Genomic DNA, 22,642 nt, shown 5'->3' with positions numbered 1-22,642 from the left:
TGTCCTCTCTTTGGTACTAAGCTTTACTTGGAGTAAAGCTCGACGATCAGGTGTTCGTTAATGTCCGCAGACAGATCAGAACGTTCCGGCTGACGCTTGAACGTACCTTCCATCTTGCCAGCATCAACTTCCAGCCAGGTTGGCTTTTCACGCTGCTCAGCCAGCTCCAGAGCGGCCTTCACGCGAGATTGCTTTTTCGCTTTCTCACGAATGCTAACAACGTCATTCGCTTTAACCTGATAAGAAGCGATGTTAACAACACGACCGTTTACCATGATTGCTTTGTGGCTAACCAGCTGACGTGATTCAGCACGGGTAGCGCCGAAGCCCATACGGTATACAACGTTGTCCAGACGACCTTCCAGCAGAGCTAACAGGTTTTCACCGGTGTTGCCTTTCAGACGTGCTGCTTCTTTATAGTAGTTACGGAACTGACGCTCCAGCACACCGTAGATACGGCGAACTTTCTGCTTTTCACGCAACTGCACACCATAGTCAGACAGACGCGGTTTACGCGCACCGTGCTGGCCAGGAGCTTGTTCAATTTTACACTTGGTATCGATCGCGCGAACGCCAGACTTAAGGAATAAGTCAGTGCCCTCGCGACGGCTCAGCTTGAGCTTAGGACCCAAATATCTTGCCATTTTCTATCTCCAACAAACCTGGAAACGAACGCGTTATACGCGACGTTTTTTCGGCGGACGACAACCGTTATGAGGGATCGGAGTCACATCAGTAATATTAGTGATGCGGAAACCAGCGGCGTTCAGAGCACGAACGGTAGATTCGCGGCCTGGACCCGGACCTTTAACCATAACTTCCAGATTCTTGATGCCGTATTCTTTAACGGCTTCAGCGCAACGCTCTGCCGCAACCTGAGCTGCGAACGGAGTGGATTTGCGAGAACCACGGAAACCGGAACCACCGGCTGTTGCCCAACCCAAAGCGTTACCCTGACGATCAGTAATAGTAACGATGGTGTTGTTGAAAGAAGCATGGATATGAGCCACGCCGTCAGAGACTTGCTTTCTTACACGTTTACGTGCACGAATTGGTGCCTTTGCCATTATTCAATCACCCCGATTATTTCTTGATCGGTTTGCGCGGACCCTTACGGGTACGTGCGTTGGTCTTGGTACGCTGACCGCGAACCGGGAGACCACGACGATGACGCAAACCGCGATAGCAACCAAGATCCATCAGGCGCTTGATGCTCATGCTAACTTCACGGCGCAGATCACCTTCAACGACAAATTTGGCAACTTCGTCACGCAGCGTGTCGATTTGTCCTTCAGACAGCTCACTGATCTTAACATCTTCAGCGATACCCGCTGCAGCCAGGATGGCTTTAGAACGGGTTTTGCCGATGCCGTAGATCGAAGTTAATGCGATCACAGCATGTTTCTGATCAGGAATGTTAATGCCTGCTATACGGGCCACTATGCACTCCTACTATTTAATATGTACGCACCATGCTGAAAAGCCCGTTTTCAGGATACTCAAATGGAGACGCACAGACATACAAAAGATTGGCTGGCTAATCTAGCCAGCTCAACCCAACTTTGCAAGAAAAATATGCGAAATAATCAGCCTTGGCGCTGTTTATGCTTCGGCTCGGCACTGCAAATCACGCGGATGACACCATCACGCTTAACGATTTTGCAGTTACGGCATAATTTCTTGACGGAAGCACGAACTTTCATTTTTACTCTCCGTAACTTCTCAGGCGACCAATTAGCGGCCGTAGCCTTTCAGGTTCGCCTTCTTCAATGCAGACTCATACTGACTGGACATCATCAGAGTTTGCACTTGAGCCATAAAGTCCATAATCACGACAACAACGATAAGCAGTGAGGTCCCACCGAAGTAGAACGGTACCTTCATTGCATCACGCATGAACTCCGGGATCAGGCAGATAAAGGTAATGTAAAGCGCACCAACCAAAGTCAGGCGGGTCATTACTTTATCAATATACTTCGCCGTTTGCTCTCCCGGACGAATTCCTGGTACAAATGCACCGGACTTCTTCAGGTTATCTGCTGTTTCACGCGGGTTGAAGACCAACGCCGTGTAGAAGAAACAGAAGAAGATGATCGCAGACGCATAGAGTAACACATAAAGCGGTTGCCCAGGCTGCAAATACAGCGAAATTGTTGTCAGCCAGTTCCAACCAGTACCGCCCCCGAACCATGACGCGATGGTCGCCGGGAACAGAATAATACTGGAAGCGAAGATTGCCGGGATTACCCCCGCCATATTCACTTTCAGCGGTAAATGTGTGCTCTGTGCAGCATAGACACGACGTCCTTGCTGGCGTTTCGCGTAGTTTACCACAATGCGGCGTTGACCACGCTCAACGAATACAACAAAGAACGTCACTGCAAATACTAATACTGCAACCAACAGCAACAGGAGGAAGTGCAGGTCGCCTTGACGCGCTTGCTCGATAGTATGGGCAATGGCTGGCGGGAGTCCCGCAACGATACCAGCGAAGATAATGATTGAGATACCGTTACCGATACCACGCTCAGTAATCTGTTCGCCGAGCCACATCAGGAACATCGTTCCTGTGACCAGACTGACAACAGCGGTGAAATAGAACGCAAAGCCTGGGTTAATGACCAGGCCCTGCATACCAGGCATATTCGGTAAACCGGTCGCAATACCGATTGACTGAAATATTGCCAGCACCAGAGTGCCGTAACGGGTGTACTGGCTGATCTTACGTCGACCAGACTCCCCTTCTTTCTTCAGTTCCGCCAGGGCCGGGTGAACGACCGTCAGCAGCTGGATAATGATCGACGCCGAAATATACGGCATGATCCCCAGAGCGAAGATAGAAGCACGGCTGAGAGCACCACCAGAGAACATGTTGAACATTTCAATGATGGTGCCTCGCTGTTGCTCAAGCAGTTTGGCAAGTACAGCGGCATCAATACCAGGGATCGGAATGAAAGAGCCAATTCGGAAAACAATCAGCGCGCCGATTACAAACAGAAGTCTGCGTTTCAGTTCGCCGAAACCACCCTTGGCACTTTGAAAATCTAATCCCGGTTGTTTAGCCATCTGCTACTTATTCCTCAATTTTACCGCCAGCAGCTTCGATAGCAGCACGAGCACCTTTAGTGACACGCAGACCGCGAACAGTTACCGGAGTAGAAACTTCACCAGACAGGATCACTTTCGCGAACTCGATCTGAATACCGATAATGTTTGCTGCTTTCAGCGTGTTCAGGTCTACTACGCCGCCTTCAACTTTCGCCAGGTCAGACAGACGAACTTCGGCTGTAATCGCTGCTTTGCGAGAAGTGAAGCCGAACTTCGGCAGACGACGGTACAGTGGCATCTGGCCACCCTCGAAACCGCGACGTACGCCACCGCCAGAACGAGAGTTCTGACCTTTGTGACCACGACCACCGGTTTTGCCGAGGCCAGAACCGATACCACGACCCAGGCGTTTACCCGCCTTTTTAGAGCCTTCGGCCGGAGACAGAGTATTTAAACGCATCTCTTACTCCTCAACTTTAACCATGAAGTAAACCGCGTTGACCATACCACGAACAGCGGGAGTATCCTCGCGCTCAACGGTATGACCAATACGACGCAGACCCAGGCCAAGCAGCGTTGCCTTGTGTTTCGGCAGACGACCGATTGCACTGCGGGTTTGAGTGATTTTAATAGTCTTTGCCATGGTCAATTACCCCAGAATTTCTTCAACGGATTTACCACGCTTGGCAGCGACCATTTCTGGAGAATTCATATTTTCCAGGCCGTCGATAGTTGCACGAACCACGTTAATCGGGTTGGTGGAACCATAGGCTTTAGCCAGAACGTTATGAACTCCAGCGACTTCCAGAACGGCGCGCATTGCACCACCGGCGATGATACCGGTACCTTCGGAAGCCGGCTGCATGAATACACGAGAACCCGTGTGAACACCTTTAACCGGGTGCTGCAGGGTGCCGTGGTTCAGCGCGACGTTAATCATATTGCGACGGGCTTTTTCCATCGCTTTCTGGATCGCTGCCGGAACTTCGCGTGCTTTACCGTAACCAAAACCAACGCGACCGTTACCATCGCCTACAACAGTCAGAGCTGTGAAGGAGAAAATACGACCACCTTTAACGGTTTTAGATACGCGGTTAACCGCGATCAGCTTTTCCTGCAGTTCGCCAGCTTGTTTTTCGATGTGAGCCATCTTACACCTCTACCTTAGAACTGAAGGCCAGCTTCACGGGCAGCATCTGCCAGTGCCTGGACACGACCATGATATTGGAACCCGGAACGGTCAAAGGATACATCTTTGATACCTTTTTCCAGAGCGCGTTCAGCAACAGCTTTACCCACAGCTGCAGCAGCGTCTTTATTACCGGTGTACTTCAGTTGTTCAGCGATAGCTTTTTCTACAGTAGAAGCAGCTACCAGAACTTCAGAACCGTTCGGTGCAATTACCTGTGCGTAAATGTGACGCGGGGTACGATGTACCACCAGGCGAGTTGCGCCCAGCTCTTTGAGCTTGCGGCGTGCGCGGGTCGCACGACGGATACGAGCAGATTTCTTATCCATAGTGTTACCTTACTTCTTCTTAGCCTCTTTGGTACGCACGACTTCGTCGGCGTAACGAACACCCTTGCCTTTATAAGGCTCAGGACGACGGTAGGCGCGCAGATCTGCTGCAACCTGGCCGATCACCTGCTTATCAGCGCCTTTCAGCACGATTTCAGTTTGAGTCGGACATTCTGCAGTGATACCGGCCGGCAGAGCGTGTTCAACAGGGTGAGAGAAGCCCAGAGACAGGCTTACAGCATTCCCTTTGACCGCTGCACGATAACCTACACCAACCAGCTGCAGCTTCTTAGTGAAGCCTTCGGTAACACCGATAACCATTGAGTTCAGCAGGGCACGCGCGGTACCAGCCTGAGCCCAGCCATCTGCGTAACCATCACGCGGGCCGAAAGTCAGAGCGTTATCTGCATGTTTAACTTCAACAGCATCGTTGAGAGTACGAGTCAGCTCGCCGTTTTTACCTTTGATCGTAATAACCTGACCGTTGATTTTTACATCAACGCCGGCAGGAACAACGACCGGTGCTTTAGCAACACGAGACATTTTTTCCTCCGATTAGGCTACGTAGCAGATAATTTCGCCACCAAGACCAGCCTGGCGCGCTGCACGATCAGTCATAACACCTTTAGAGGTAGAAACAACTGCGATACCCAGACCGGCCATAACTTTCGGCAGCTCATCTTTTTTCTTATAGATGCGCAGACCTGGGCGGCTGACTCGCTGAATGCTTTCTACAACAGCTTTACCCTGGAAGTACTTCAGAGTCACTTCCAGTTCCGGCTTGGTGTCGCCTTCAACTTTAAAATCTTCGATAAAACCTTCTTCCTTCAGCACGTTGGCAATTGCCACTTTCAGCTTGGAGGAAGGCATGGTGACCGCAGCTTTGTTCGCGGCCTGACCGTTACGGATACGGGTCAGCATATCCGCGATCGGATCTTGCATGCTCATCTGTCTTTACTCCCGTGATTCAATTGGTGACAATTACCAGCTAGCCTTTTTCAAGCCTGGTACTTCACCGCGCATGGCGGCTTCACGCAGTTTGATACGGCTCAACCCGAACTTGCCCACATAGCCATGTGGACGACCTGTTTGACGGCAGCGGTTACGCTGACGAGACGGGCTGGAATCACGCGGCAGACTCTGCAGCTTGAGAACAGCATTCCAACGATCTTCGTCGGAAGCGTTCACATCAGAAATGATCGCTTTCAGTTCAGCGCGTTTCGCGAAGTATTTATCAGCTAAAGCTACGCGTTTTACTTCGCGTGCTTTCATTGATTGCTTAGCCATTTAGTAACCCTACCTTACTTGCGGAACGGGAAGTCAAAGGCAGCCAGCAGAGCACGGCCTTCTTCGTCAGATTTCGCAGTAGTGGTAATGGTAATATCCAAACCACGAACGCGGTCGACTTTATCGTAGTCGATTTCTGGGAAGATGATCTGCTCACGGACACCCATGCTGTAGTTACCACGACCGTCGAAAGACTTAGCGGACAGGCCACGGAAGTCACGGATACGCGGTACAGCAATAGTGATCAGACGCTCAAGGAACTCCCACATGCGTTCGCCACGCAGAGTTACTTTACAGCCGATCGGATAGCCCTGACGGATTTTGAAGCCTGCAACAGATTTGCGTGCTTTGGTGATCAACGGCTTTTGACCGGAGATTGCTGCCAGGTCAGCTGCTGCGTTATCCAGCAGTTTCTTGTCAGCGATCGCTTCACCAACACCCATGTTCAGGGTGATCTTCTCGACCCGAGGGACTTGCATGACAGAATTGTAGTTAAACTCGGTCATGAGTTTGTTAACTACTTCGTCTTTGTAGTAATCATGCAGTTTCGCCATCGTACTACTCCAAATTACTTGATAGTTTCGCTGTTAGATTTGAAGAAACGGACTTTTTTGCCGTCTTCGAATCTAAAGCCTACACGGTCAGCCTTGCCGGTTGCCGCATTGAAGATAGCAACGTTAGAAACCTGAATAGCAGCTTCTTTTTCAACGATGCCGCCTGGTTGGTTCAGGGCCGGAACCGGCTTCTGATGTTTCTTAACCAGGTTGATACCTTCAACAATGACCTTGCCGGAAGACAGGACATTCTTAACTTTACCGCGTTTACCTTTATCTTTACCGGTTAACACGATAACTTCGTCATCACGACGGATTTTCGCTGCCATGATTCGCTCCTTAGAGTACTTCTGGTGCCAGAGAGATAATTTTCATGAACTTTTCAGTACGAAGTTCACGAGTTACCGGCCCAAAAATACGCGTGCCGATAGGCTGCTCGCTGTTATTGTTTAAAATAACGCATGCATTACCATCGAAGCGAATGACAGAACCGTCAGGGCGACGAACACCCTTCTTGGTGCGCACCACTACCGCCTTCAGCACATCACCTTTTTTGACCTTACCACGCGGAATTGCTTCTTTGATGGTGATCTTGATGATGTCGCCTACGCCTGCGTAGCGACGGTGCGAGCCACCCAGAACCTTGATACACATTACGCGACGTGCACCGGAGTTGTCGGCGACGTTCAGCATAGTCTGTTCTTGGATCATTTTAGTGCTCCGCTAATGTCAACTACTACCTGAGACTCTAAAATCAGAGCCGTTAAAAAGCCCCATATCGAGGGCGCGGCATTATAACACCGCTTCTGCAATATGGGTAGAAAAAATAAACGGCTCATTGCTGAGCCGTTTATTCGTATTGAGAGGGTACTGTATTACAGAACCGCTTTCTCTACAACGCGAACCAGAGTCCAGGACTTAGTCTTGGACAGCGGACGGCATTCACGGATTTCAACCTTGTCGCCGATTCCACATTCGTTGTTCTCGTCATGTACGTGCAGTTTGGTCGTACGCTTGATGAATTTACCGTAGATCGGGTGTTTCACAAAACGTTCGATAGCAACAACGATGGATTTCTCCATTTTATCGCTAACAACACGACCTTGCAGAGTACGGATTTTATCGGTCATTACGCACCCGCCTTCTGAGTCAGTAAAGTCTTAACGCGTGCAACATCACGACGCACTTGCTTCAGCAGATGAGTCTGTTGCAGCTGGCCACTTGCAGCCTGCATACGCAGGTTGAACTGCTCACGCAGCAGGTTCAGCAGCTCAGCGTTCAGCTCTTCAACGCTTTTTTCACGCAGCTCTTTTGCTTTCATTACATCACCGTCTTAGTTACAAAGGTGGTTTTGATAGGCAGTTTCGCTGCTGCCAGGCCGAAGGCTTCACGGGCCAGCTCTTCCGGTACACCGTCCATTTCATACAGGACTTTACCCGGCTGAATCAAGGCAACCCAGTACTCCACGTTACCTTTACCTTTACCCATACGAACTTCCAGCGGCTTCTCGGTGATCGGTTTGTCCGGGAATACACGGATCCAGATCTTACCTTGACGCTTAACTGCACGGGTCATTGCACGACGTGCTGCTTCGATCTGACGTGCAGTCAGACGACCACGGCCAACAGCTTTCAGACCGAAAGTGCCGAAGCTAACATCCGTACCCTGCGCCAGACCACGGTTGCGGCCTTTGTGCACTTTACGGAATTTTGTACGCTTTGGTTGTAACATCAGCGACGCTCCTTATTTACGGCCTTTACGCTGCTGCTTTTTAGGTTGAGCAGCCGGTTTTTCCGGTTGTTCAACAGCAGCCATACCACCCAGGATCTCACCTTTGAAGATCCATACCTTAACGCCGATTACACCGTAAGTGGTGTGCGCTTCAGAGGTGTTGTAGTCGATGTCAGCACGCAGAGTGTGCAGCGGAACACGACCTTCGCGGTACCATTCGGTACGTGCGATTTCCGCGCCGCCCAGACGGCCGCTAACTTCAACTTTGATACCTTTAGCGCCCAGACGCATTGCGTTCTGTACAGCACGCTTCATCGCACGACGGAACATAACACGACGTTCCAGCTGAGAAGTGATGCTGTCAGCAACCAGTTTTGCGTCCAGTTCAGGCTTACGAACTTCGGCGATATTGATCTGTGCAGGAACGCCAGCGATATCCGCTACGACCTTGCGCAGTTTTTCTACGTCTTCGCCTTTCTTACCGATAACGATACCCGGGCGAGCAGTGTGAATGGTCACACGGATGCTCTTAGCCGGACGCTCGATAACGATACGAGATACGGACGCTTTAGCCAGTTCCTTAGTCAGGTACTGACGTACTTTAAAATCGCTGTCCAGGTTGTCAGCGAATTCTTTGGTGTTCGCAAACCAGGTAGAGTTCCATGGTTTTACAATACCCAGGCGAATACCATTAGGATGTACTTTCTGACCCATTGCTAGTCTCCAGAGTCTCAGCGATCGGACACAACCACAGTAATGTGGCTGGTGCGCTTCAGGATGCGATCTGCACGACCTTTTGCACGCGGCATAATGCGCTTCATGCTCGGGCCTTCGTCTACGAAAATTTTCGCAACTTTCAGATCGTCGATGTCAGCGCCATCGTTGTGTTCAGCGTTAGCAATGGCAGATTCCAGAACTTTCTTGACCAGTACAGCCGCTTTCTTGTTGGTGTAGGTCAGAATATCCAGGGCCTGCGACACTTTCTTACCGCGAATCAGGTCAGCAACAAGGCGAACCTTCTGAGCAGAAGAACGAGCATGGCGATGTTGAGCTAAAGTTTCCATCTCTTCCTCCTACCTTATTTCTTCTTCGCTTTTTTATCAGCAGCGTGGCCGCGATAAGTACGAGTCGGTGCGAATTCACCCAGTTTGTGACCGACCATTTCGTCGGTGACAAATACCGGAACGTGCTGACGACCATTATGGACAGCGATGGTCAAACCGATCATGTTAGGAAAGATCGTTGAACGACGGGACCAAGTGCGCAGGGGCTTCTTGTCTCCGCTTTCCACCGCTTTCTCTACCTTCTTCAGCAAGTGCAGGTCAATAAAAGGACCTTTCTTGAGAGAACGTGGCATGGTTTATCCTCTAAAATTATTTGCTACGGCGACGTACGATAAATTTATCAGTACGCTTGTTGCTGCGGGTCTTCTTACCTTTGGTCTGAACGCCCCACGGAGTTACCGGGTGCTTACCAAAGTTACGACCTTCACCACCACCATGTGGGTGATCGACTGGGTTCATCGCGGTACCGCGAACGGTCGGACGAACACCACGCCAGCGTGCAGCACCTGCTTTACCCAGAACGCGCAGCATATGCTCAGCATTGCCAACTTCGCCCAGGGTAGCGCGGCAGTCTGCTTCAACTTTACGCATTTCACCAGAACGCAGACGCAGGGTGACATAAGCACCGTCACGCGCAACGATCTGAACGTAAGCACCAGCAGAACGCGCCAGCTGACCGCCTTTACCCGGTTTCATTTCTACGTTATGAACGGTAGAACCAACTGGGATATTGCGCATCGGCAGGGTGTTACCCGCTTTGATTGCAGCATCAACGCCAGACTGAATCTGGTCGCCAGCTTTCAGGCCTTTAGGGGCCAGGATGTAACGGCGTTCGCCATCTTTGTACAGAACCAGCGCGATGTTCGCGGAACGGTTCGGATCGTACTCAAGACGCTCAACAACTGCCGGGATACCGTCTTTGTTGCGTTTGAAGTCAACAATACGATAAGCCTGCTTGTGGCCACCACCGATGTGACGAGTGGTGATACGGCCATTGTTGTTACGACCACCGGATTTGCTGTTTTTTTCCAGCAACGGAGCAAAAGGTTTGCCCTTGTGCAGCTCTGGGTTAACCACTTTAACGACGTGGCGACGACCCGGAGATGTCGGTTTACATTTAACAACTGCCATTGTATTACTCCTCCGACTTACTCAGCGCCGCCAACGAAGTCCAGATTCTGGCCTTCTTTCAGGGTGACGTAAGCTTTTTTCCAGTCGCTACGACGACCGATACGCTGTCCGTGACGTTTAACTTTCCCTTTAACAACCAGGGTGTTAACGACTTCGACTTCGACTTCAAACAGTTTCTGCACAGCAGCTTTGATTTCTGCTTTGGTCGCGTCTTTAGCAACTTTGAGAACGATGGTGTTGGTTTTTTCCATCGCAGTAGACGCTTTTTCAGAAACGTGCGGTGCGCGCAGCACCTTCAGCAGACGTTCTTCACGAATCATGCCAGCATCTCCTCAACTTGCTTAACAGCATCAGCAGTCATTACGACTTTGTCGAAGGCGATCAGGCTAACCGGGTCGATACCAGTCGCGTCGCGTACGTCAACCTTGTGCAGGTTACGTGCGGCCAGGAACAGGTTCTCGTCCAGCTCACCGGTGATGATCAGCACATCTTCCAGAGCCATGTCTTTCAGTTTCTGTGCCAGCAGCTTAGTTTTAGGCGCTTCTACAGAGAAATTCTCGACAACGATCAGACGATCCTGACGTACCAGTTCGGACAGGATGCTTTTCAGCGCGCCGCGGTACATCTTTTTGTTAACTTTTTGACTGTGGTCCTGCGGACGTGCAGCGAAGGTCACGCCACCAGAACGCCAGATCGGGCTCTTGATAGAACCAGAACGCGCACGGCCGGTACCTTTCTGGCGCCACGGTTTTTTACCGGAACCAGTTACTTCAGCACGAGTCTTCTGAGCACGAGTACCCTGACGAGCACCAGCTGCATAAGCAACAACAACCTGGTGAACCAGCGCTTCGTTGAAATCACGACCGAAGGTAGTTTCGGAAACAGTCAGCGCGCTCTGCGCGTCTTTCAATACTAATTCCATTGCTATCCCCTTACGCCTTCACAGCTGGTTTAACGATCAGGTCGCTACCGGTTGCACCCGGGACCGCACCTTTAACCAGCAGCAGGTTGCGCTCAGCGTCAACACGTACTACGTCCAGGCTCTGAACGGTTACACGTTCGTTACCCAGCTGACCTGCCATTTTCTTGCCTTTGAACACTTTGCCCGGAGTCTGGTTCTGACCGATAGAACCCGGAACGCGGTGAGACAAGGAGTTACCGTGGGTCGCGTCCTGGGTACGGAAGTTCCAGCGCTTAACGGTACCTGCGAAACCTTTACCTTTAGAGGTGCCAGTTACGTCAACTTTTTTAACGTCAGCAAACAGTTCAACGCTAATGCTCTGACCTACAGTGAACTCTTCGCCTTCAGCCAGACGGAATTCCCACAGACCACGGCCAGCTTCTACGCCAGCTTTAGCGAAGTGACCTGCTTCCGGCTTGGTTACACGGTTAGCTTTTTTAGCACCAGTGGTAACCTGAACAGCGCGGTAGCCATCGTTAGCCAGGTCTTTAACCTGAGTAACACGGTTTGCTTCAACTTCGATTACGGTTACTGGGATAGAAACGCCATCTTCAGTGAAGATGCGGGTCATACCCACTTTTTTACCGACTAAACCAATCATTGTATCAACCTCTCAATCGCTCGATGACCTGATTAACCCAGGCTGATCTGCACGTCTACACCGGCAGCCAGATCCAGACGCATCAGAGCATCAACGGTTTTCTCAGTTGGCTCAACGATGTCAACCAGACGCTTGTGAGTGCGGATTTCGTACTGGTCACGCGCGTCTTTGTTGACGTGCGGGGAGATCAGAACGGTAAAGCGCTCTTTGCGGGTCGGCAGCGGGATCGGACCACGGACTTGCGCACCAGTGCGCTTAGCAGTCTCGACGATTTCCGCGGTTGATTGATCGATCAGACGATGATCAAACGCTTTCAGGCGGATACGGATTCTTTGGTTCTGCATGAGACCAGAGCTCCAATTATTTTATAAACGAAAATGATTACTCCTCAGACCCATTACGATTGATGGGAGAGTGTAACCGTTCTTACGTAGCTTCCCGATTGGAAGCATTGTTAGACAGCCAAATCGGCTATCCGAGGTTCTTCGAACCTGCCGTCAATTAAGACAAGCCCGCGCATTATACGTAAATCTCGCCAGGACGCAAGCCTTGTTTAGAAAACAAGCGACGACGAGCGGTTTTGCGCGGCTCTTCGCACCGCTTTCGCAACCTTGCAGCAGACGGTGGATTTGCCTGAAGCCGCTGCCTGTTTCTGAATTATCACCTCTCGCAGGGCCGTGGTCATGCGGGGATGATAGTCAGACGTTCATAACTGAGGCAGAAACGATGCTCACTCCCCTCCCCTTCTACCTGCTTTACGCCAGCCTGACCTGGAAATTGGTTCAAATGGATCTGCGGGAGGGCTTACTGCCGGACAGATATCTCTGCCCGCTGCTCTGGGCCGGCTTACTCTGGCATCTCTGTTTTCACCCTGCTTTTTTAGCCTCTGCGGTTACCGGCGCTATGACAGGATACTGTGGTTTCGCTGCACTCTATTGGGGTTATCGCCTGGTGCGCAGGCAGGAAGGGCTCGGTTATGGCGATGTGAAATATCTGGCCGCGCTGGGGGCATGGCATGGATGGGCCGCCCTGCCCGCGCTGGTACTGAGCGCTGCGGTCCTGGCCGCCATCTTTATTTTGATCCAGCTGCGCTTTTATTCCCGCCGGCAGGTATTAAAAAACCCGCTGCCGTTTGGCCCATTTCTGGCGGCAGCGGGTTTACTTTCAGGCTGGCAGACGCTCGTCAGTCTTTCACCTTGATCTGCGACTGAATATAGTTTTGCAAACCAATCTTGCTGATAAGATCCAGCTCGGTTTCCAGCCAGTCGATATGTCCTTCCTCATCGGCCAGAATTTCAATCATCATATCCCGGCTGACATAGTCATGTATGCTGTCGGCATAGGCGATCGCTTCGCGAAGGTCGCGCGCCCCATCCAGCTCAAGAGCGAGATCGGAACGCAGCATCTCTTCAACATCTTCGCCAATACCCAGCTTGCCCAGATCCTGCAGATTCGGAATACCTTCGAGAAAGAGAATACGCTCAATATATTTATCGGCGTGCTTCATCTCATCGATAGATTCATGATATTCAACGTCGTTGAGACGCATCAGGCCCCAGTTCTTGAACATTCGGGCATGAAGAAAATACTGGTTGATTGCGACAAGCTCATTTCCCAATAATTTATTGAGATAACTTATGATTTTAACATCACCTTTCATTATATAGTCCCTCCGCTTCCACTCATTAGAGCGTAGAAGGGGCTACCGGGATGTCAAAAAAAAGATAGGGCTTCAGGCAATCTCTTTGTATTCCGGGATCTGCGTCAATTCATCCTGCATGATCTCACGCGCGGCGCGTATGCACTTACCGCATTGATTTCCCACCGGAACAAATTTACGCAGCTGCTGAAAAGATTGAGGGTGAAACTGGCGAACGGCCTGACGTATTTTTTTGTCGCTCACACCATTACATAAACAAACGTACATAACCACTCCCGTTCAAAATATGCGCAAAGTGTAAGTGAGAATAATTATGATTACAATAGCACAGAGGGTCAGGATCGGGGCGGTAAGGTGCAAAAAATGCGAAAATTTGTGACCAGGAAAACGCAGGCAAACAAAAAGGGCGCCGAAGCGCCCTTTCAAATCCAGGGATAACGAATTAGCCCAGAACTTTAGCAACAACGCCCGCGCCAACGGTACGGCCGCCTTCACGGATTGCGAAACGCAGACCGTCGTCCATCGCGATCGGGTGGATCAGGGTAACAACCATTTTGATGTTGTCGCCCGGCATTACCATCTCTACGCCTTCCGGCAGTTCGATGGTGCCAGTCACGTCAGTTGTACGGAAGTAGAACTGCGGACGGTAGCCTTTGAAGAACGGAGTGTGACGGCCGCCTTCGTCTTTGGACAGAATGTACACTTCAGATTCGAACTTGGTGTGCGGCTTGATGGTGCCCGGCTTAGCCAGTACCTGACCACGTTCGATCTCTTCACGCTTGATACCACGCAGCAGAACACCAACGTTCTCACCGGCACGGCCTTCGTCCAGCAGTTTGCGGAACATTTCAACGCCAGTACAGGTGGACTTCGCAGTCTCTTTGATACCAACGATTTCAACTTCTTCGCCAACCTTGATGATACCGCGCTCTACACGACCGGTAACAACGGTACCACGACCGGAGATGGAGAATACGTCTTCGATCGGCAGCAGGAACGGCTTGTCAATCGCACGCTCTGGTTCCGGAATGTAGGAATCCAGGAAGCCAGCCAGTTCGATGATCTTCTCTTCCCACTCAGCTTCGCCTTCCAGCGCTTTCAGAGCAGAACCACGAACGATCGGAGTGTCATCGCCCGGGAAGTCGTACTGGGACAGCAGTTCGCGAACTTCCATCTCAACCAGTTCCAGCAGCTCTTCGTCATCAACCATGTCGCACTTGTTCAGGAACACGATGATGTACGGAACGCCTACCTGACGACCCAGCAGGATGTGCTCACGGGTCTGCGGCATCGGGCCGTCAGTCGCAGCAACAACCAGGATCGCGCCGTCCATCTGCGCAGCACCGGTGATCATGTTTTTAACATAGTCGGCGTGGCCCGGGCAGTCTACGTGCGCGTAGTGGCGGGTCGGGGTGTCATATTCAACGTGAGAGGTGTTGATGGTGATACCACGAGCTTTTTCTTCCGGCGCGTTATCGATCTGGTCGAATGCGCGAGCAGCACCACCGTAGGTTTTAGCCAGAACGGTAGTGATTGCAGCGGTCAGGGTAGTTTTACCATGGTCAACGTGGCCGATAGTACCGACGTTGACGTGCGGTTTTGTACGTTCAAATTTTTCTTTAGACACGGCTATATTCCTTACTATAGCGCCCCCTCATCGAGGGGGCACGGGACTTTGGTTTTAACCCTGCGGCTTATTTACCACGGGCTTCGATAACGGCCTGAGCAACGTTGTTCGGGGCATCATCATACTTCAGGAATTCCATCGTATAAGATGCACGACCTTTGGTCAGAGAACGCAGCTGAGTCGCATAACCGAACATTTCGGACAGCGGAACTTCAGCGTGGATCTTAACGCCAGTTACTTCAGATTCCTGACCACGCAGCATACCGCGACGACGGCTCAAGTCACCGATAACGTCACCGGTGTTCTCTTCCGGGGTCTCTACTTCAACCTTCATGATCGGCTCAAGCAGAACTGGTTTTGCTTTCTTAAAGCCTTCTTTAAAGGCGATAGACGCAGCCAGTTTAAACGCCAGTTCAGAGGAGTCAACGTCGTGGTAAGAACCGAAGTGCAGACGAATACCCATGTCTACTACCGGATAACCAGCCAGCGGACCAGACTTCAGCTGCTCCTGGATGCCTTTATCAACGGCCGGGATGTATTCGCCAGGAATTACACCACCTTTAATGTCGTTGATGAACTCGTAGCCTTTCGGGTTGGAACCCGGCTCCAGCGGGTACATGTCGATAACAACATGACCATACTGACCGCGACCACCAGACTGCTTAGCGTGTTTACCTTCGATATCGGTAACTTTCGCGCGAATCGCTTCACGGTAAGCAACCTGAGGTTTACCGACGTTCGCTTCAACGTTGAATTCACGCTTCATACGGTCAACGATGATGTCGAGGTGCAGTTCACCCATACCGGCGATAATGGTCTGGTTAGATTCTTCGTCAGTCCATACGCGGAAAGACGGGTCTTCTTTAGCCAGACGGCCCAGAGCCAGACCCATTTTTTCCTGGTCAGCTTTGGTTTTCGGTTCAACAGCGATAGAGATTACCGGCTCAGGGAATTCCATACGCTCCAGGATGATCGGATGATCTGGATCACACAGGGTATCACCTGTGGTCACATCTTTCAGACCGATCGCTGCAGCGATGTCGCCTGCGCGAACTTCTTTGATCTCTTCACGTTTGTTAGCGTGCATCTGTACGATACGGCCAAAACGTTCACGCGCCGTTTTCACGGAGTTCAGGATGGTGTCACCGGAGTTAACCACACCAGAGTAAACGCGGAAGAACGTCAGGTTACCAACGAACGGGTCGGTAGCAATTTTGAACGCCAGTGCAGAGAACGGCTCGTCATCGCTTGCGTGACGCTCAGCCGGAGTATCTTTACCGTCATCCAGGATGCCGTTGATCGCAGGTACGTCAACCGGGGATGGCAGGTAATCAACTACCGCATCCAGCATCGCCTGAACACCTTTGTTCTTGAACGCAGAACCGCAGGTTACCAGGATGATTTCGTTGTTCAGAACGCGCTGACGCAGAGCTTTCTTAATCTCTTCTTCAGTCAGTTCTTCACCGCCCAGGTATTTTTCCATCAGCTCTTCTGACGCTTCAGCGGCAGATTCGATCAGGTTCTGGTGCCATTCGTCAGCCAGGTCCTGCATGTCAGCCGGGATATCTTCGTATTCGAAGGTAACGCCCTGGTCTGCATCGTTCCAGTTGATGGCTTTCATTTTCACCAGGTCGATAACACCGGTGAACGCTTCTTCAGCGCCAATTGCCAGCTGCAGCGGAACCGGGTTCGCGCCCAGACGGGTTTTGATCTGACCAACAACTTTCAGGAAGTTAGCACCCATACGGTCCATTTTGTTAACGAACGCGATGCGTGGAACTTTATATTTGTTAGCCTGACGCCATACGGTTTCAGACTGCGGCTGAACACCACCAACTGCGCAGTAAACCATTACCGCACCATCCAGCACACGCATGGAACGTTCTACTTCGATGGTGAAGTCAACGTGCCCCGGGGTGTCGATGATGTTTACGCGGTGCGGTTCATACTGTTTAGCCATACCTGACCAGAATGCAGTAGTCGCAGCGGAGGTGATGGTGATACCACGCTCCTGCTCCTGCTCCATCCAGTCCATGGTAGCAGCGCCGTCATGAACTTCACCGATTTTGTGGTTTACACCGGTGTAGAACAGAATACGTTCGGTAGTAGTGGTTTTACCGGCGTCGATGTGCGCACTGATACCGATGTTACGGTAGCGTGCGATGGGTGTTGTACGAGCCATTTTATTCCTCGTTTAGTACATTAAGGCGTTCAGATAAGTAACCCAGAGCGGGCAGCTTCTCTGAAGCGCCCGCCTGGTGACTATGACTCCGAAGGGATTACCAACGGTAGTGTGCGAACGCCTTGTTGGCTTCTGCCATGCGGTGAACGTCTTCACGTTTCTTCACTGCAGTACCTTTGTTGTCTGCAGCGTCAGTGAGTTCGTTCGCCAGACGCAGAGCCATGGATTTATCACCGCGTTTACGAGCAGCTTCAACGATCCAACGCATTGCCAGAGCATTACGACGAACCGGACGAACTTCAACTGGAACCTGATAAGTAGAACCACCTACGCGGCGGGACTTAACTTCTACAGTCGGACGAACGTTGTCGAGAGCAACTTCGAACGCTTCCAGTTCAGATTTACCAGAGCGCTGAGCCAGGGTCTCCAGCGCGCTGTATACGATTGCTTCTGCAGTAGATTTTTTACCATCTACCATCAGGATATTTACAAATTTTGCCAGCAGTTCTGATCCGAACTTCGGATCCGGAAGAATTTTACGCTGACCAATGACGCGACGACGTGGCATGGGATTACTCCGTTGTTAATTCAGGATTGTCCAAAACTCTAAGAGTTTAGTGTGACATTAAGATAAATCAGTTTGGCCTTACTTAACGGAGAACCATTAAGCCTTAGGACGCTTCACGCCGTACTTGGAGCGAGCCTGCTTACGGTCTTTAACACCTGAGCAGTCCAGCGCACCACGAACGGTGTGGTAACGAACACCCGGAAGGTCTTTAACACGACCGCCACGGATCAGGATCACGGAGTGCTCCTGCAGGTTGTGACCTTCACCACCGATGTAGGAAGTCACTTCGAAACCGTTAGTCAAACGCACACGGCATACTTTACGCAGTGCGGAGTTTGGTTTTTTAGGAGTGGTGGTATATACGCGAGTACATACGCCACGTTTCTGCGGGCAGGCTTCCAGCGCAGGCACGTTGCTTTTTGCAACTTTGCGTGCACGTGGTTTGCGTACCAGCTGGTTAACTGTTGCCATTAAATAGCTCCTGGTTTTAGCTTTTGCTTCGTAAACACGTAATAAAACGACCTCATACAATATGAGGACGCGAAATTTTAGGGCTACGCCGAAAAGGTGTCAAGAAATATACAGCGTTCTAAACTCACCAGCTCATCTGACCGGTGTGTTTAACCGCAAGATTAACGAAATCAGTATAGTCAACCGCATCGATATTGGTTGAAATTTGACCAATTAAGCCGCGCGCGATGAGATCTTCCTTCAGGGCTAAGACCTTAATGGGGGCGGCATTGAGAATTTCAACGAAACGCCCCCCTGCCACAGCGGCGAATACGCCATCCTGAATAAGCAGAAGTTCATCGCCGTCACGCACCATTCTTAGCAAATTCTCAATATCGCACTGCCACGGCGAGCGGCTCAGGGTATGGAGCATAGCGACCTCAGAATGTCAGTACCGTATCGTAGCCGGCGAGTTTCTCGCGCAGCGCCTCGTGGGGAAGCACCTGCGCGTCCAGCACCCGCGGCGCGTCTTCATCAAGCCCGCGCTCGCGAAGCGAGGTGGCGCAAACCCAGAGATTCTCAACATCGTAGAGCGGCAGCACCTTAAAGGTAGCGATATAGTCCCGCGCCAGCACCATCTGCGGCTGCTGACCGGCAAGAAGCTGAAACACGCCGTCGCCGATAAAAAAGACGCCGATATCCTCCGTCAGCGCGGAGGTAGCGAGCAGCGCATCCAGCCCTTCTCTTCCTGCAGCGCTGCCATGCGGCGCGCTGGTAAATACAAAAGCGACACGATTCATCAGAATTGCACCATCCGATCGCAGGTCAGCGCGGCCTGGGCCAGCGCTCCTAAGCCGCTCAGGGAAAACCCCGGCTGAAGGTTAGCGCCTTCGGTAACGCCGCGGCGCAGGGCCGCCGCCACGCAGATATGCAGTTCGACGCCGTGATGTTCATTAAGCGCCTGCCAGGCCCGTACCAGATCGAACTCATCAGTGGCGGGGGCGGTCAGCTGATTGGCGTTGTAGATCCCTTCGCGGTAGAAAAAGACGCTCTTAAGCTCATGCCCTGCCGCCAGCAACGCCTGGGCAAACTGGAGCGCGCTGCTTGCCTGCTGGGTGCCATAGGCCGGACCGGTAACCATCAGGGCAAAGCGCATTACTTATCCTGTCCCATAAAATCACCGCTCTTGAACTGGCGGATATAGAGATAGACGGTGTGTTTGGAGATGTTCAGACGATCGGCCACCTGGTTGATGGCATCTTTGATATCGAAAATACCTTTCTCATAAAGATTAAGCACGATCTGTCGATTCTTGGCGTTGTTCGATACGTTGCGATCGGCATTGACCTCTTCAATGGTGAACTCCAGCGTCTGCATCACAAGGTCTTCTACCGAGGAGGCAAAATTCACCGACGATCCCACCTCCGGTGTTTCCGGCGGAATAAAGGTGCTCATAATTTGCGAGAACGGCACGTCCAGATTCATGTTAATGCACAGCAGGCCAATCACACGATGGTCACGGTTACGGATGGCGATCGTTACTGACTTCATCAATACGCCGCTTTTCGCACGGGTGAAATAGCATTTGGAGACGCTGCTGTCGGCGCCGGTCATGTCGTGCAGCATGCGCAGCGCCAGATCGGTAATGGGCGAGCCGATTTTGCGGCCCGTGTGCTCGCCGTTGGCAATTCGAATGGCGGAACATTTCAGATCCTGCAGGGAGTGCAGAACGATTTCGCAATGGGACCCAATAAGCATCGCTAACCCGTCCACCACCGCTTCATAGGATTTTAGAATATCGAAGTCGGTCTGGTCGAAAGGACGTTGATCCAGTAAATCAAGTTCACTGGTTTCGTTGGTTAAAAGCGACCTGGACATGAAAAAAACACTCCTTTTCAGGAGCCTGTCGGTTAGTGGTCAGGGCAGGCTCATAGTGACATGGACAACTAAATTAATACAGCGTAGGTAACGCTTTCCAGTGTTAATTATATCTGCCCTAATAAAAAAAACGCCGCCCTGGCAGGCGGCGCTTTTCACAGATTTACTTCTTCGCAGCATCAGCTGCTTTGTTTTCAGCTGGCGCCTGCTTGGCATCCGCTTTCGGTGCCGGTTTGATATCCAGCAGCTCTACGTCAAAGACCAGGGTAGAGTTTGCTGGGATCCCCGGAACGCCGGTTTTACCGTAAGCCAGAGCCGGTGGGATAACCAGCTTGATTTTGCCGCCTTTCTTGATGTTCTTCAGCCCTTCGGTCCAGCCCGGGATCACGCCGTCCAGACGGAAGGAGAGCGGCTCGCCGCGGGTATAGGAGTTATCGAACTCTTTACCATCGATCAGCGTACCTTTGTAGTTAACCACTACGGTGTCGCTATCTTTCGGTGCTGCGCCAGTCCCTTCTTTCTCAACTTTATAGAGCAGACCGGTAGAGGAAGTTTTCACCCCTTTCTCTTTCGCAAAGTTATCGCGGAACGCTTTACCCTTCGCTTCGTTAGCCGTTGCGTCTTTCTCCATCTTCTCCTGAGCCGCGCCCTTCACGCGCGTTTCAAACGCCTGCAGAGTCTGCTCGATCTCCTGGTCAGAGAGCTTGCTCTTGTCCGCAAACGCATCCTGAACACCCGCGATCAGCTGATCTTTATCCAGTTTGATGCCCAGTTTTTCCTGCTCTTTGAGAGAGTTTTCCATATAACGCCCCAGAGATGCGCCCAGTGCATAGGCAGATTTCTGGTCGTCATTTTTGAAAGCCGCTTTGCTGTCGGCGGAAGCAGCTGGCTTAGCGGCCGCTGCGGTATCCGCTGCGAAAGACAGAGGAGCATTCAGAGCAACGGCCATAGTGGTCGCCAGCAGCGTGACTTTTAACAGTGATTTCATCCATTTCTCCAGGAGCCGGGGCCTCTCGCCCCGGTATTTAACGTTGGTAAGGAGGTTACTATAAAACGTCGCAGAAGAAATCTACAGACAACCTCCCCAGATTCTCGCCTCTTTTCAGACTATTTTTGTTTAAATAAGTTTCTTTTCAATCCCATGGTTACTGCGCGCCAGCGCAAAGTCAGATAACATTCGCCGCCAGTTCCTATTAGCGTCAGAGATACTCACGAGGTGCATCATGCAGAACACAGGACTAGAAGAGAGAGTGGCTGAACTCGAAAGCCGCCTGGCTTTTCAGGAGATCACCATCGAAGAACTGAACCAGACCGTCACCGCGCACGAGCTGGAGATGGCGAAACTGCGCGACCATATGCGCCTGTTGACGGAAAAACTCAAAGCCACGCAGCCATCGCAGATCGCTTCACAGGCGGAAGAGACCCCGCCGCCCCACTATTGAGGCGTAAAAAAAGCGGGAGAGTTCCCGCTTTTTTGTCTGAGGCGTTAGCCGCTATTAGTGGCAACCGCAGCCGCCGTGACCGCCGCAACCACCTTTGCCGTGCTCGTGGTCGTGATCATGGCCGTGACCGCCGCAGCAGCCGTCGTGACCGTGGTCGTGATCGTGGTCATGACCGTGCGCGCCGTGAACGTGCCCATGAGCCAGCTCTTCAGCGGTCGCTTCACGAATCGCTACCACTTCAACGTTGAACTTCAGGTTCTGGCCAGCCAGCATGTGGTTGCCATCAACCACAACGTGGTCATCTTCAACTTCGGTGATTTCAACCGGTACCGGACCCTGATCGGTTTCCGCCAGGAAGCGCATACCCACCTGCAGCTCGTCAACGCCCATGAATACATCTTTAGGCACACGCTGAACCAGGTTGTCGTCATACTGGCCGTAAGCGTCGTTCGCGCCCACAGCTACGTCGAATTTGTCGCCGACTTCATGGCCTTCCAGCGCGTTTTCCAGGCCGGAAATCAGGGAACCGTGACCATGCAGATAGTCCAGCGGCGCACTCACCGGAGACTCATCAACCAATACACCGTCTTCTGTACGTACCTGATAGGCCAGGCTGACCACCAGGTCTTTTGCTACTTTCATGATATCTCCTGAGCGTGGGAAAATTGCTGGCGCAGATTGTAGCGGAAATCTGCACCCGTGTACCCTTTAGCTTAAAAAAACTCGGGGCATATCGCTAGTCCGGATGAAAAATGCCGATAACCTGCTCTTCTTTGCGCACGTGTTCGCGGGCCTCTTTATCCGCCTCGCGCATCTGGTGTCCGCACTTAACACACTTAACAATATCAATATTATTTTCCCGCCACATCGCGAGAGAGTCCTGCGCCTGGCAGGCGGGACATTTCGCACCGGCGATAAAACGTTTACGTATAGCCATACT

Annotated in this window: 41 protein-coding genes; 2 read left to right on the top strand and 39 right to left on the bottom strand. The window is 51.6% G+C overall.

Annotated elements, in window-relative coordinates:
• Positions 1 to 23: 23 nt before the first annotated feature.
• The 26 genes from rpsD to rpsJ all read right to left on the bottom strand — a co-directional run bounded on the left by rpsD (position 24) and on the right by rpsJ (position 12,239).
• Entirely contained in the window at positions 24 to 644 is a 621-nt protein-coding gene (gene rpsD, locus BN3796_RS03300; protein ID WP_003863314.1) for a 30S ribosomal protein S4, read from the bottom strand.
• Between the two features lie 33 nt (positions 645 to 677).
• Positions 678 to 1,067: a 30S ribosomal protein S11 gene (rpsK, locus tag BN3796_RS03295; protein ID WP_003031137.1), complete on the bottom strand. Its 390-nt coding sequence runs from the start codon at positions 1,065 to 1,067 to the stop codon at positions 678 to 680.
• A gap of 16 nt (positions 1,068 to 1,083) precedes the next feature.
• Entirely contained in the window at positions 1,084 to 1,440 is a 357-nt protein-coding gene (rpsM, locus tag BN3796_RS03290) for a 30S ribosomal protein S13 (RefSeq protein ID WP_061706986.1), read from the bottom strand.
• A gap of 146 nt (positions 1,441 to 1,586) precedes the next feature.
• Positions 1,587 to 1,703: a 50S ribosomal protein L36 gene (gene rpmJ, locus BN3796_RS03285; protein WP_000868187.1), complete on the bottom strand. Its 117-nt coding sequence runs from the start codon at positions 1,701 to 1,703 to the stop codon at positions 1,587 to 1,589.
• 31 nt (positions 1,704 to 1,734) lie between these two features.
• Complete coding sequence (secY, locus tag BN3796_RS03280; protein ID WP_061706985.1) at positions 1,735 to 3,066, bottom strand: preprotein translocase subunit SecY; 1,332 nt, start codon at positions 3,064 to 3,066, stop codon at positions 1,735 to 1,737.
• Positions 3,067 to 3,073: 7 nt separating this feature from the next.
• The gene (rplO, locus tag BN3796_RS03275; RefSeq protein WP_061706984.1) at positions 3,074 to 3,508 is read right to left on the bottom strand and encodes a 50S ribosomal protein L15; all 435 of its coding nucleotides are present in this window, start codon (positions 3,506 to 3,508) and stop codon (positions 3,074 to 3,076) included.
• Positions 3,509 to 3,511: 3 nt separating this feature from the next.
• Complete coding sequence (rpmD, locus tag BN3796_RS03270) at positions 3,512 to 3,691, bottom strand: 50S ribosomal protein L30 (RefSeq protein WP_003863301.1); 180 nt, start codon at positions 3,689 to 3,691, stop codon at positions 3,512 to 3,514.
• Between the two features lie 6 nt (positions 3,692 to 3,697).
• Positions 3,698 to 4,198 carry a 30S ribosomal protein S5 gene (gene rpsE / locus BN3796_RS03265; RefSeq protein WP_002438697.1) on the bottom strand — a complete coding sequence of 167 codons (501 nt, stop codon included), beginning with the start codon at positions 4,196 to 4,198 and terminating at the stop codon, positions 3,698 to 3,700.
• Between the two features lie 14 nt (positions 4,199 to 4,212).
• Complete coding sequence (gene rplR / locus BN3796_RS03260; RefSeq protein WP_000358956.1) at positions 4,213 to 4,566, bottom strand: 50S ribosomal protein L18; 354 nt, start codon at positions 4,564 to 4,566, stop codon at positions 4,213 to 4,215.
• Positions 4,567 to 4,575: 9 nt separating this feature from the next.
• Complete coding sequence (gene rplF / locus BN3796_RS03255; RefSeq protein WP_061706983.1) at positions 4,576 to 5,109, bottom strand: 50S ribosomal protein L6; 534 nt, start codon at positions 5,107 to 5,109, stop codon at positions 4,576 to 4,578.
• Positions 5,110 to 5,121: 12 nt separating this feature from the next.
• Complete coding sequence (gene rpsH / locus BN3796_RS03250) at positions 5,122 to 5,514, bottom strand: 30S ribosomal protein S8 (RefSeq protein WP_038158514.1); 393 nt, start codon at positions 5,512 to 5,514, stop codon at positions 5,122 to 5,124.
• Between the two features lie 33 nt (positions 5,515 to 5,547).
• Entirely contained in the window at positions 5,548 to 5,853 is a 306-nt protein-coding gene (rpsN, locus tag BN3796_RS03245; protein ID WP_001118929.1) for a 30S ribosomal protein S14, read from the bottom strand.
• Between the two features lie 14 nt (positions 5,854 to 5,867).
• The gene (rplE, locus tag BN3796_RS03240) at positions 5,868 to 6,407 is read right to left on the bottom strand and encodes a 50S ribosomal protein L5 (RefSeq protein WP_061706982.1); all 540 of its coding nucleotides are present in this window, start codon (positions 6,405 to 6,407) and stop codon (positions 5,868 to 5,870) included.
• Between the two features lie 14 nt (positions 6,408 to 6,421).
• Positions 6,422 to 6,736 (bottom strand): 50S ribosomal protein L24, encoded by a 315-nt coding sequence (gene rplX, locus BN3796_RS03235; protein WP_000729185.1) that lies wholly within the window; start codon positions 6,734 to 6,736, stop codon positions 6,422 to 6,424.
• A 10-nt stretch (positions 6,737 to 6,746) separates the two neighbouring features.
• The gene (gene rplN / locus BN3796_RS03230) at positions 6,747 to 7,118 is read right to left on the bottom strand and encodes a 50S ribosomal protein L14 (RefSeq protein ID WP_002919748.1); all 372 of its coding nucleotides are present in this window, start codon (positions 7,116 to 7,118) and stop codon (positions 6,747 to 6,749) included.
• 164 nt (positions 7,119 to 7,282) lie between these two features.
• Complete coding sequence (gene rpsQ, locus BN3796_RS03225) at positions 7,283 to 7,537, bottom strand: 30S ribosomal protein S17 (RefSeq protein ID WP_002438707.1); 255 nt, start codon at positions 7,535 to 7,537, stop codon at positions 7,283 to 7,285.
• Positions 7,537 to 7,728, bottom strand: a complete 192-nt coding sequence (rpmC, locus tag BN3796_RS03220; protein WP_002919754.1) for a 50S ribosomal protein L29 — start codon at positions 7,726 to 7,728, stop codon at positions 7,537 to 7,539. Before rpmC ends, rpsQ begins: the two co-directional genes overlap by 1 nt.
• The gene (rplP, locus tag BN3796_RS03215; RefSeq protein ID WP_002919759.1) at positions 7,728 to 8,138 is read right to left on the bottom strand and encodes a 50S ribosomal protein L16; all 411 of its coding nucleotides are present in this window, start codon (positions 8,136 to 8,138) and stop codon (positions 7,728 to 7,730) included. Before rplP ends, rpmC begins: the two co-directional genes overlap by 1 nt.
• A 12-nt stretch (positions 8,139 to 8,150) precedes the next feature.
• Positions 8,151 to 8,852 carry a 30S ribosomal protein S3 gene (gene rpsC / locus BN3796_RS03210; protein ID WP_000529945.1) on the bottom strand — a complete coding sequence of 234 codons (702 nt, stop codon included), beginning with the start codon at positions 8,850 to 8,852 and terminating at the stop codon, positions 8,151 to 8,153.
• Positions 8,853 to 8,869: 17 nt separating this feature from the next.
• Positions 8,870 to 9,202 carry a 50S ribosomal protein L22 gene (gene rplV, locus BN3796_RS03205; RefSeq protein ID WP_002919773.1) on the bottom strand — a complete coding sequence of 111 codons (333 nt, stop codon included), beginning with the start codon at positions 9,200 to 9,202 and terminating at the stop codon, positions 8,870 to 8,872.
• A gap of 14 nt (positions 9,203 to 9,216) precedes the next feature.
• On the bottom strand, positions 9,217 to 9,495 hold the full coding sequence (rpsS, locus tag BN3796_RS03200) for a 30S ribosomal protein S19 (RefSeq protein ID WP_001138117.1): 279 nt from the start codon (positions 9,493 to 9,495) through the stop codon (positions 9,217 to 9,219).
• A gap of 16 nt (positions 9,496 to 9,511) precedes the next feature.
• Positions 9,512 to 10,333, bottom strand: a complete 822-nt coding sequence (rplB, locus tag BN3796_RS03195; protein WP_061706981.1) for a 50S ribosomal protein L2 — start codon at positions 10,331 to 10,333, stop codon at positions 9,512 to 9,514.
• A gap of 17 nt (positions 10,334 to 10,350) precedes the next feature.
• Entirely contained in the window at positions 10,351 to 10,653 is a 303-nt protein-coding gene (rplW, locus tag BN3796_RS03190; RefSeq protein WP_000617546.1) for a 50S ribosomal protein L23, read from the bottom strand.
• Complete coding sequence (gene rplD, locus BN3796_RS03185; protein ID WP_061706980.1) at positions 10,650 to 11,255, bottom strand: 50S ribosomal protein L4; 606 nt, start codon at positions 11,253 to 11,255, stop codon at positions 10,650 to 10,652. The genes rplW and rplD overlap by 4 nt, the downstream gene beginning before the upstream one ends.
• Positions 11,256 to 11,265: 10 nt before the next feature.
• Positions 11,266 to 11,895, bottom strand: coding sequence for a 50S ribosomal protein L3 (gene rplC, locus BN3796_RS03180; protein WP_061706979.1), 630 nt, complete (start codon positions 11,893 to 11,895; stop codon positions 11,266 to 11,268).
• Between the two features lie 32 nt (positions 11,896 to 11,927).
• A complete protein-coding gene (gene rpsJ / locus BN3796_RS03175; protein WP_001181005.1) occupies positions 11,928 to 12,239 on the bottom strand; it encodes a 30S ribosomal protein S10 in 312 nt (103 codons plus the stop codon).
• A 382-nt stretch (positions 12,240 to 12,621) separates the two neighbouring features.
• Here rpsJ and BN3796_RS03170 point away from each other — a divergent pair, with 382 nt between their 5' ends.
• On the top strand, positions 12,622 to 13,095 hold the full coding sequence (locus BN3796_RS03170; protein WP_061706978.1) for a prepilin peptidase: 474 nt from the start codon (positions 12,622 to 12,624) through the stop codon (positions 13,093 to 13,095).
• On the opposite strand, the gene bfr is transcribed toward BN3796_RS03170, so the two are convergent.
• From bfr to fkpA, 11 genes are all read right to left on the bottom strand, one after another.
• The gene (bfr, locus tag BN3796_RS03165) at positions 13,079 to 13,555 is read right to left on the bottom strand and encodes a bacterioferritin (protein ID WP_061706977.1); all 477 of its coding nucleotides are present in this window, start codon (positions 13,553 to 13,555) and stop codon (positions 13,079 to 13,081) included. The two genes, BN3796_RS03170 and bfr, sit on opposite strands and share 17 nt — an antisense overlap.
• A 72-nt stretch (positions 13,556 to 13,627) precedes the next feature.
• The gene (bfd, locus tag BN3796_RS03160) at positions 13,628 to 13,822 is read right to left on the bottom strand and encodes a bacterioferritin-associated ferredoxin (RefSeq protein ID WP_061706976.1); all 195 of its coding nucleotides are present in this window, start codon (positions 13,820 to 13,822) and stop codon (positions 13,628 to 13,630) included.
• Positions 13,823 to 13,997: 175 nt separating this feature from the next.
• Positions 13,998 to 15,182: an elongation factor Tu gene (gene tuf / locus BN3796_RS03155; protein ID WP_012907761.1), complete on the bottom strand. Its 1,185-nt coding sequence runs from the start codon at positions 15,180 to 15,182 to the stop codon at positions 13,998 to 14,000.
• 67 nt (positions 15,183 to 15,249) lie between these two features.
• The gene (fusA, locus tag BN3796_RS03150; protein WP_061706975.1) at positions 15,250 to 17,364 is read right to left on the bottom strand and encodes an elongation factor G; all 2,115 of its coding nucleotides are present in this window, start codon (positions 17,362 to 17,364) and stop codon (positions 15,250 to 15,252) included.
• Positions 17,365 to 17,461: 97 nt separating this feature from the next.
• Positions 17,462 to 17,932, bottom strand: a complete 471-nt coding sequence (rpsG, locus tag BN3796_RS03145; protein WP_002436307.1) for a 30S ribosomal protein S7 — start codon at positions 17,930 to 17,932, stop codon at positions 17,462 to 17,464.
• Positions 17,933 to 18,028: 96 nt separating this feature from the next.
• Entirely contained in the window at positions 18,029 to 18,403 is a 375-nt protein-coding gene (rpsL, locus tag BN3796_RS03140; RefSeq protein WP_000246815.1) for a 30S ribosomal protein S12, read from the bottom strand.
• Positions 18,404 to 18,527: 124 nt separating this feature from the next.
• Positions 18,528 to 18,815, bottom strand: coding sequence for a sulfurtransferase complex subunit TusB (gene tusB, locus BN3796_RS03135; protein ID WP_061706974.1), 288 nt, complete (start codon positions 18,813 to 18,815; stop codon positions 18,528 to 18,530).
• 7 nt (positions 18,816 to 18,822) lie between these two features.
• On the bottom strand, positions 18,823 to 19,182 hold the full coding sequence (tusC, locus tag BN3796_RS03130; RefSeq protein ID WP_061706973.1) for a sulfurtransferase complex subunit TusC: 360 nt from the start codon (positions 19,180 to 19,182) through the stop codon (positions 18,823 to 18,825).
• Entirely contained in the window at positions 19,182 to 19,538 is a 357-nt protein-coding gene (gene tusD / locus BN3796_RS03125; RefSeq protein ID WP_061706972.1) for a sulfurtransferase complex subunit TusD, read from the bottom strand. The genes tusC and tusD overlap by 1 nt, the downstream gene beginning before the upstream one ends.
• Positions 19,538 to 20,260, bottom strand: a complete 723-nt coding sequence (locus tag BN3796_RS03120; RefSeq protein WP_061706971.1) for a helix-turn-helix transcriptional regulator — start codon at positions 20,258 to 20,260, stop codon at positions 19,538 to 19,540. Before BN3796_RS03120 ends, tusD begins: the two co-directional genes overlap by 1 nt.
• A 163-nt stretch (positions 20,261 to 20,423) precedes the next feature.
• Complete coding sequence (gene fkpA, locus BN3796_RS03115; RefSeq protein WP_061706970.1) at positions 20,424 to 21,248, bottom strand: FKBP-type peptidyl-prolyl cis-trans isomerase; 825 nt, start codon at positions 21,246 to 21,248, stop codon at positions 20,424 to 20,426.
• A 235-nt stretch (positions 21,249 to 21,483) separates the two neighbouring features.
• Here fkpA and BN3796_RS03110 point away from each other — a divergent pair, with 235 nt between their 5' ends.
• Positions 21,484 to 21,702, top strand: coding sequence for a protein SlyX (locus tag BN3796_RS03110; protein ID WP_061706969.1), 219 nt, complete (start codon positions 21,484 to 21,486; stop codon positions 21,700 to 21,702).
• Positions 21,703 to 21,756: 54 nt separating this feature from the next.
• Here BN3796_RS03110 and slyD read toward each other — a convergent pair whose 3' ends face one another.
• Both slyD and BN3796_RS03100 read right to left on the bottom strand, forming a co-directional pair.
• Positions 21,757 to 22,344: a peptidylprolyl isomerase gene (gene slyD, locus BN3796_RS03105; RefSeq protein WP_061706968.1), complete on the bottom strand. Its 588-nt coding sequence runs from the start codon at positions 22,342 to 22,344 to the stop codon at positions 21,757 to 21,759.
• Between the two features lie 94 nt (positions 22,345 to 22,438).
• Positions 22,439 to 22,639, bottom strand: coding sequence for a YheV family putative zinc ribbon protein (locus BN3796_RS03100; RefSeq protein WP_061706967.1), 201 nt, complete (start codon positions 22,637 to 22,639; stop codon positions 22,439 to 22,441).
• Between the last annotated feature and the right edge of the window lie 3 nt (positions 22,640 to 22,642).

The organism is Pseudenterobacter timonensis, assembly GCF_900021175.1.
GTDB lineage: Bacteria > Pseudomonadota > Gammaproteobacteria > Enterobacterales > Enterobacteriaceae > Enterobacter > Enterobacter timonensis.
Note: the sequence above shows the minus strand (reverse complement) of the source record. Positions and strands in the feature narration are given on the sequence as shown.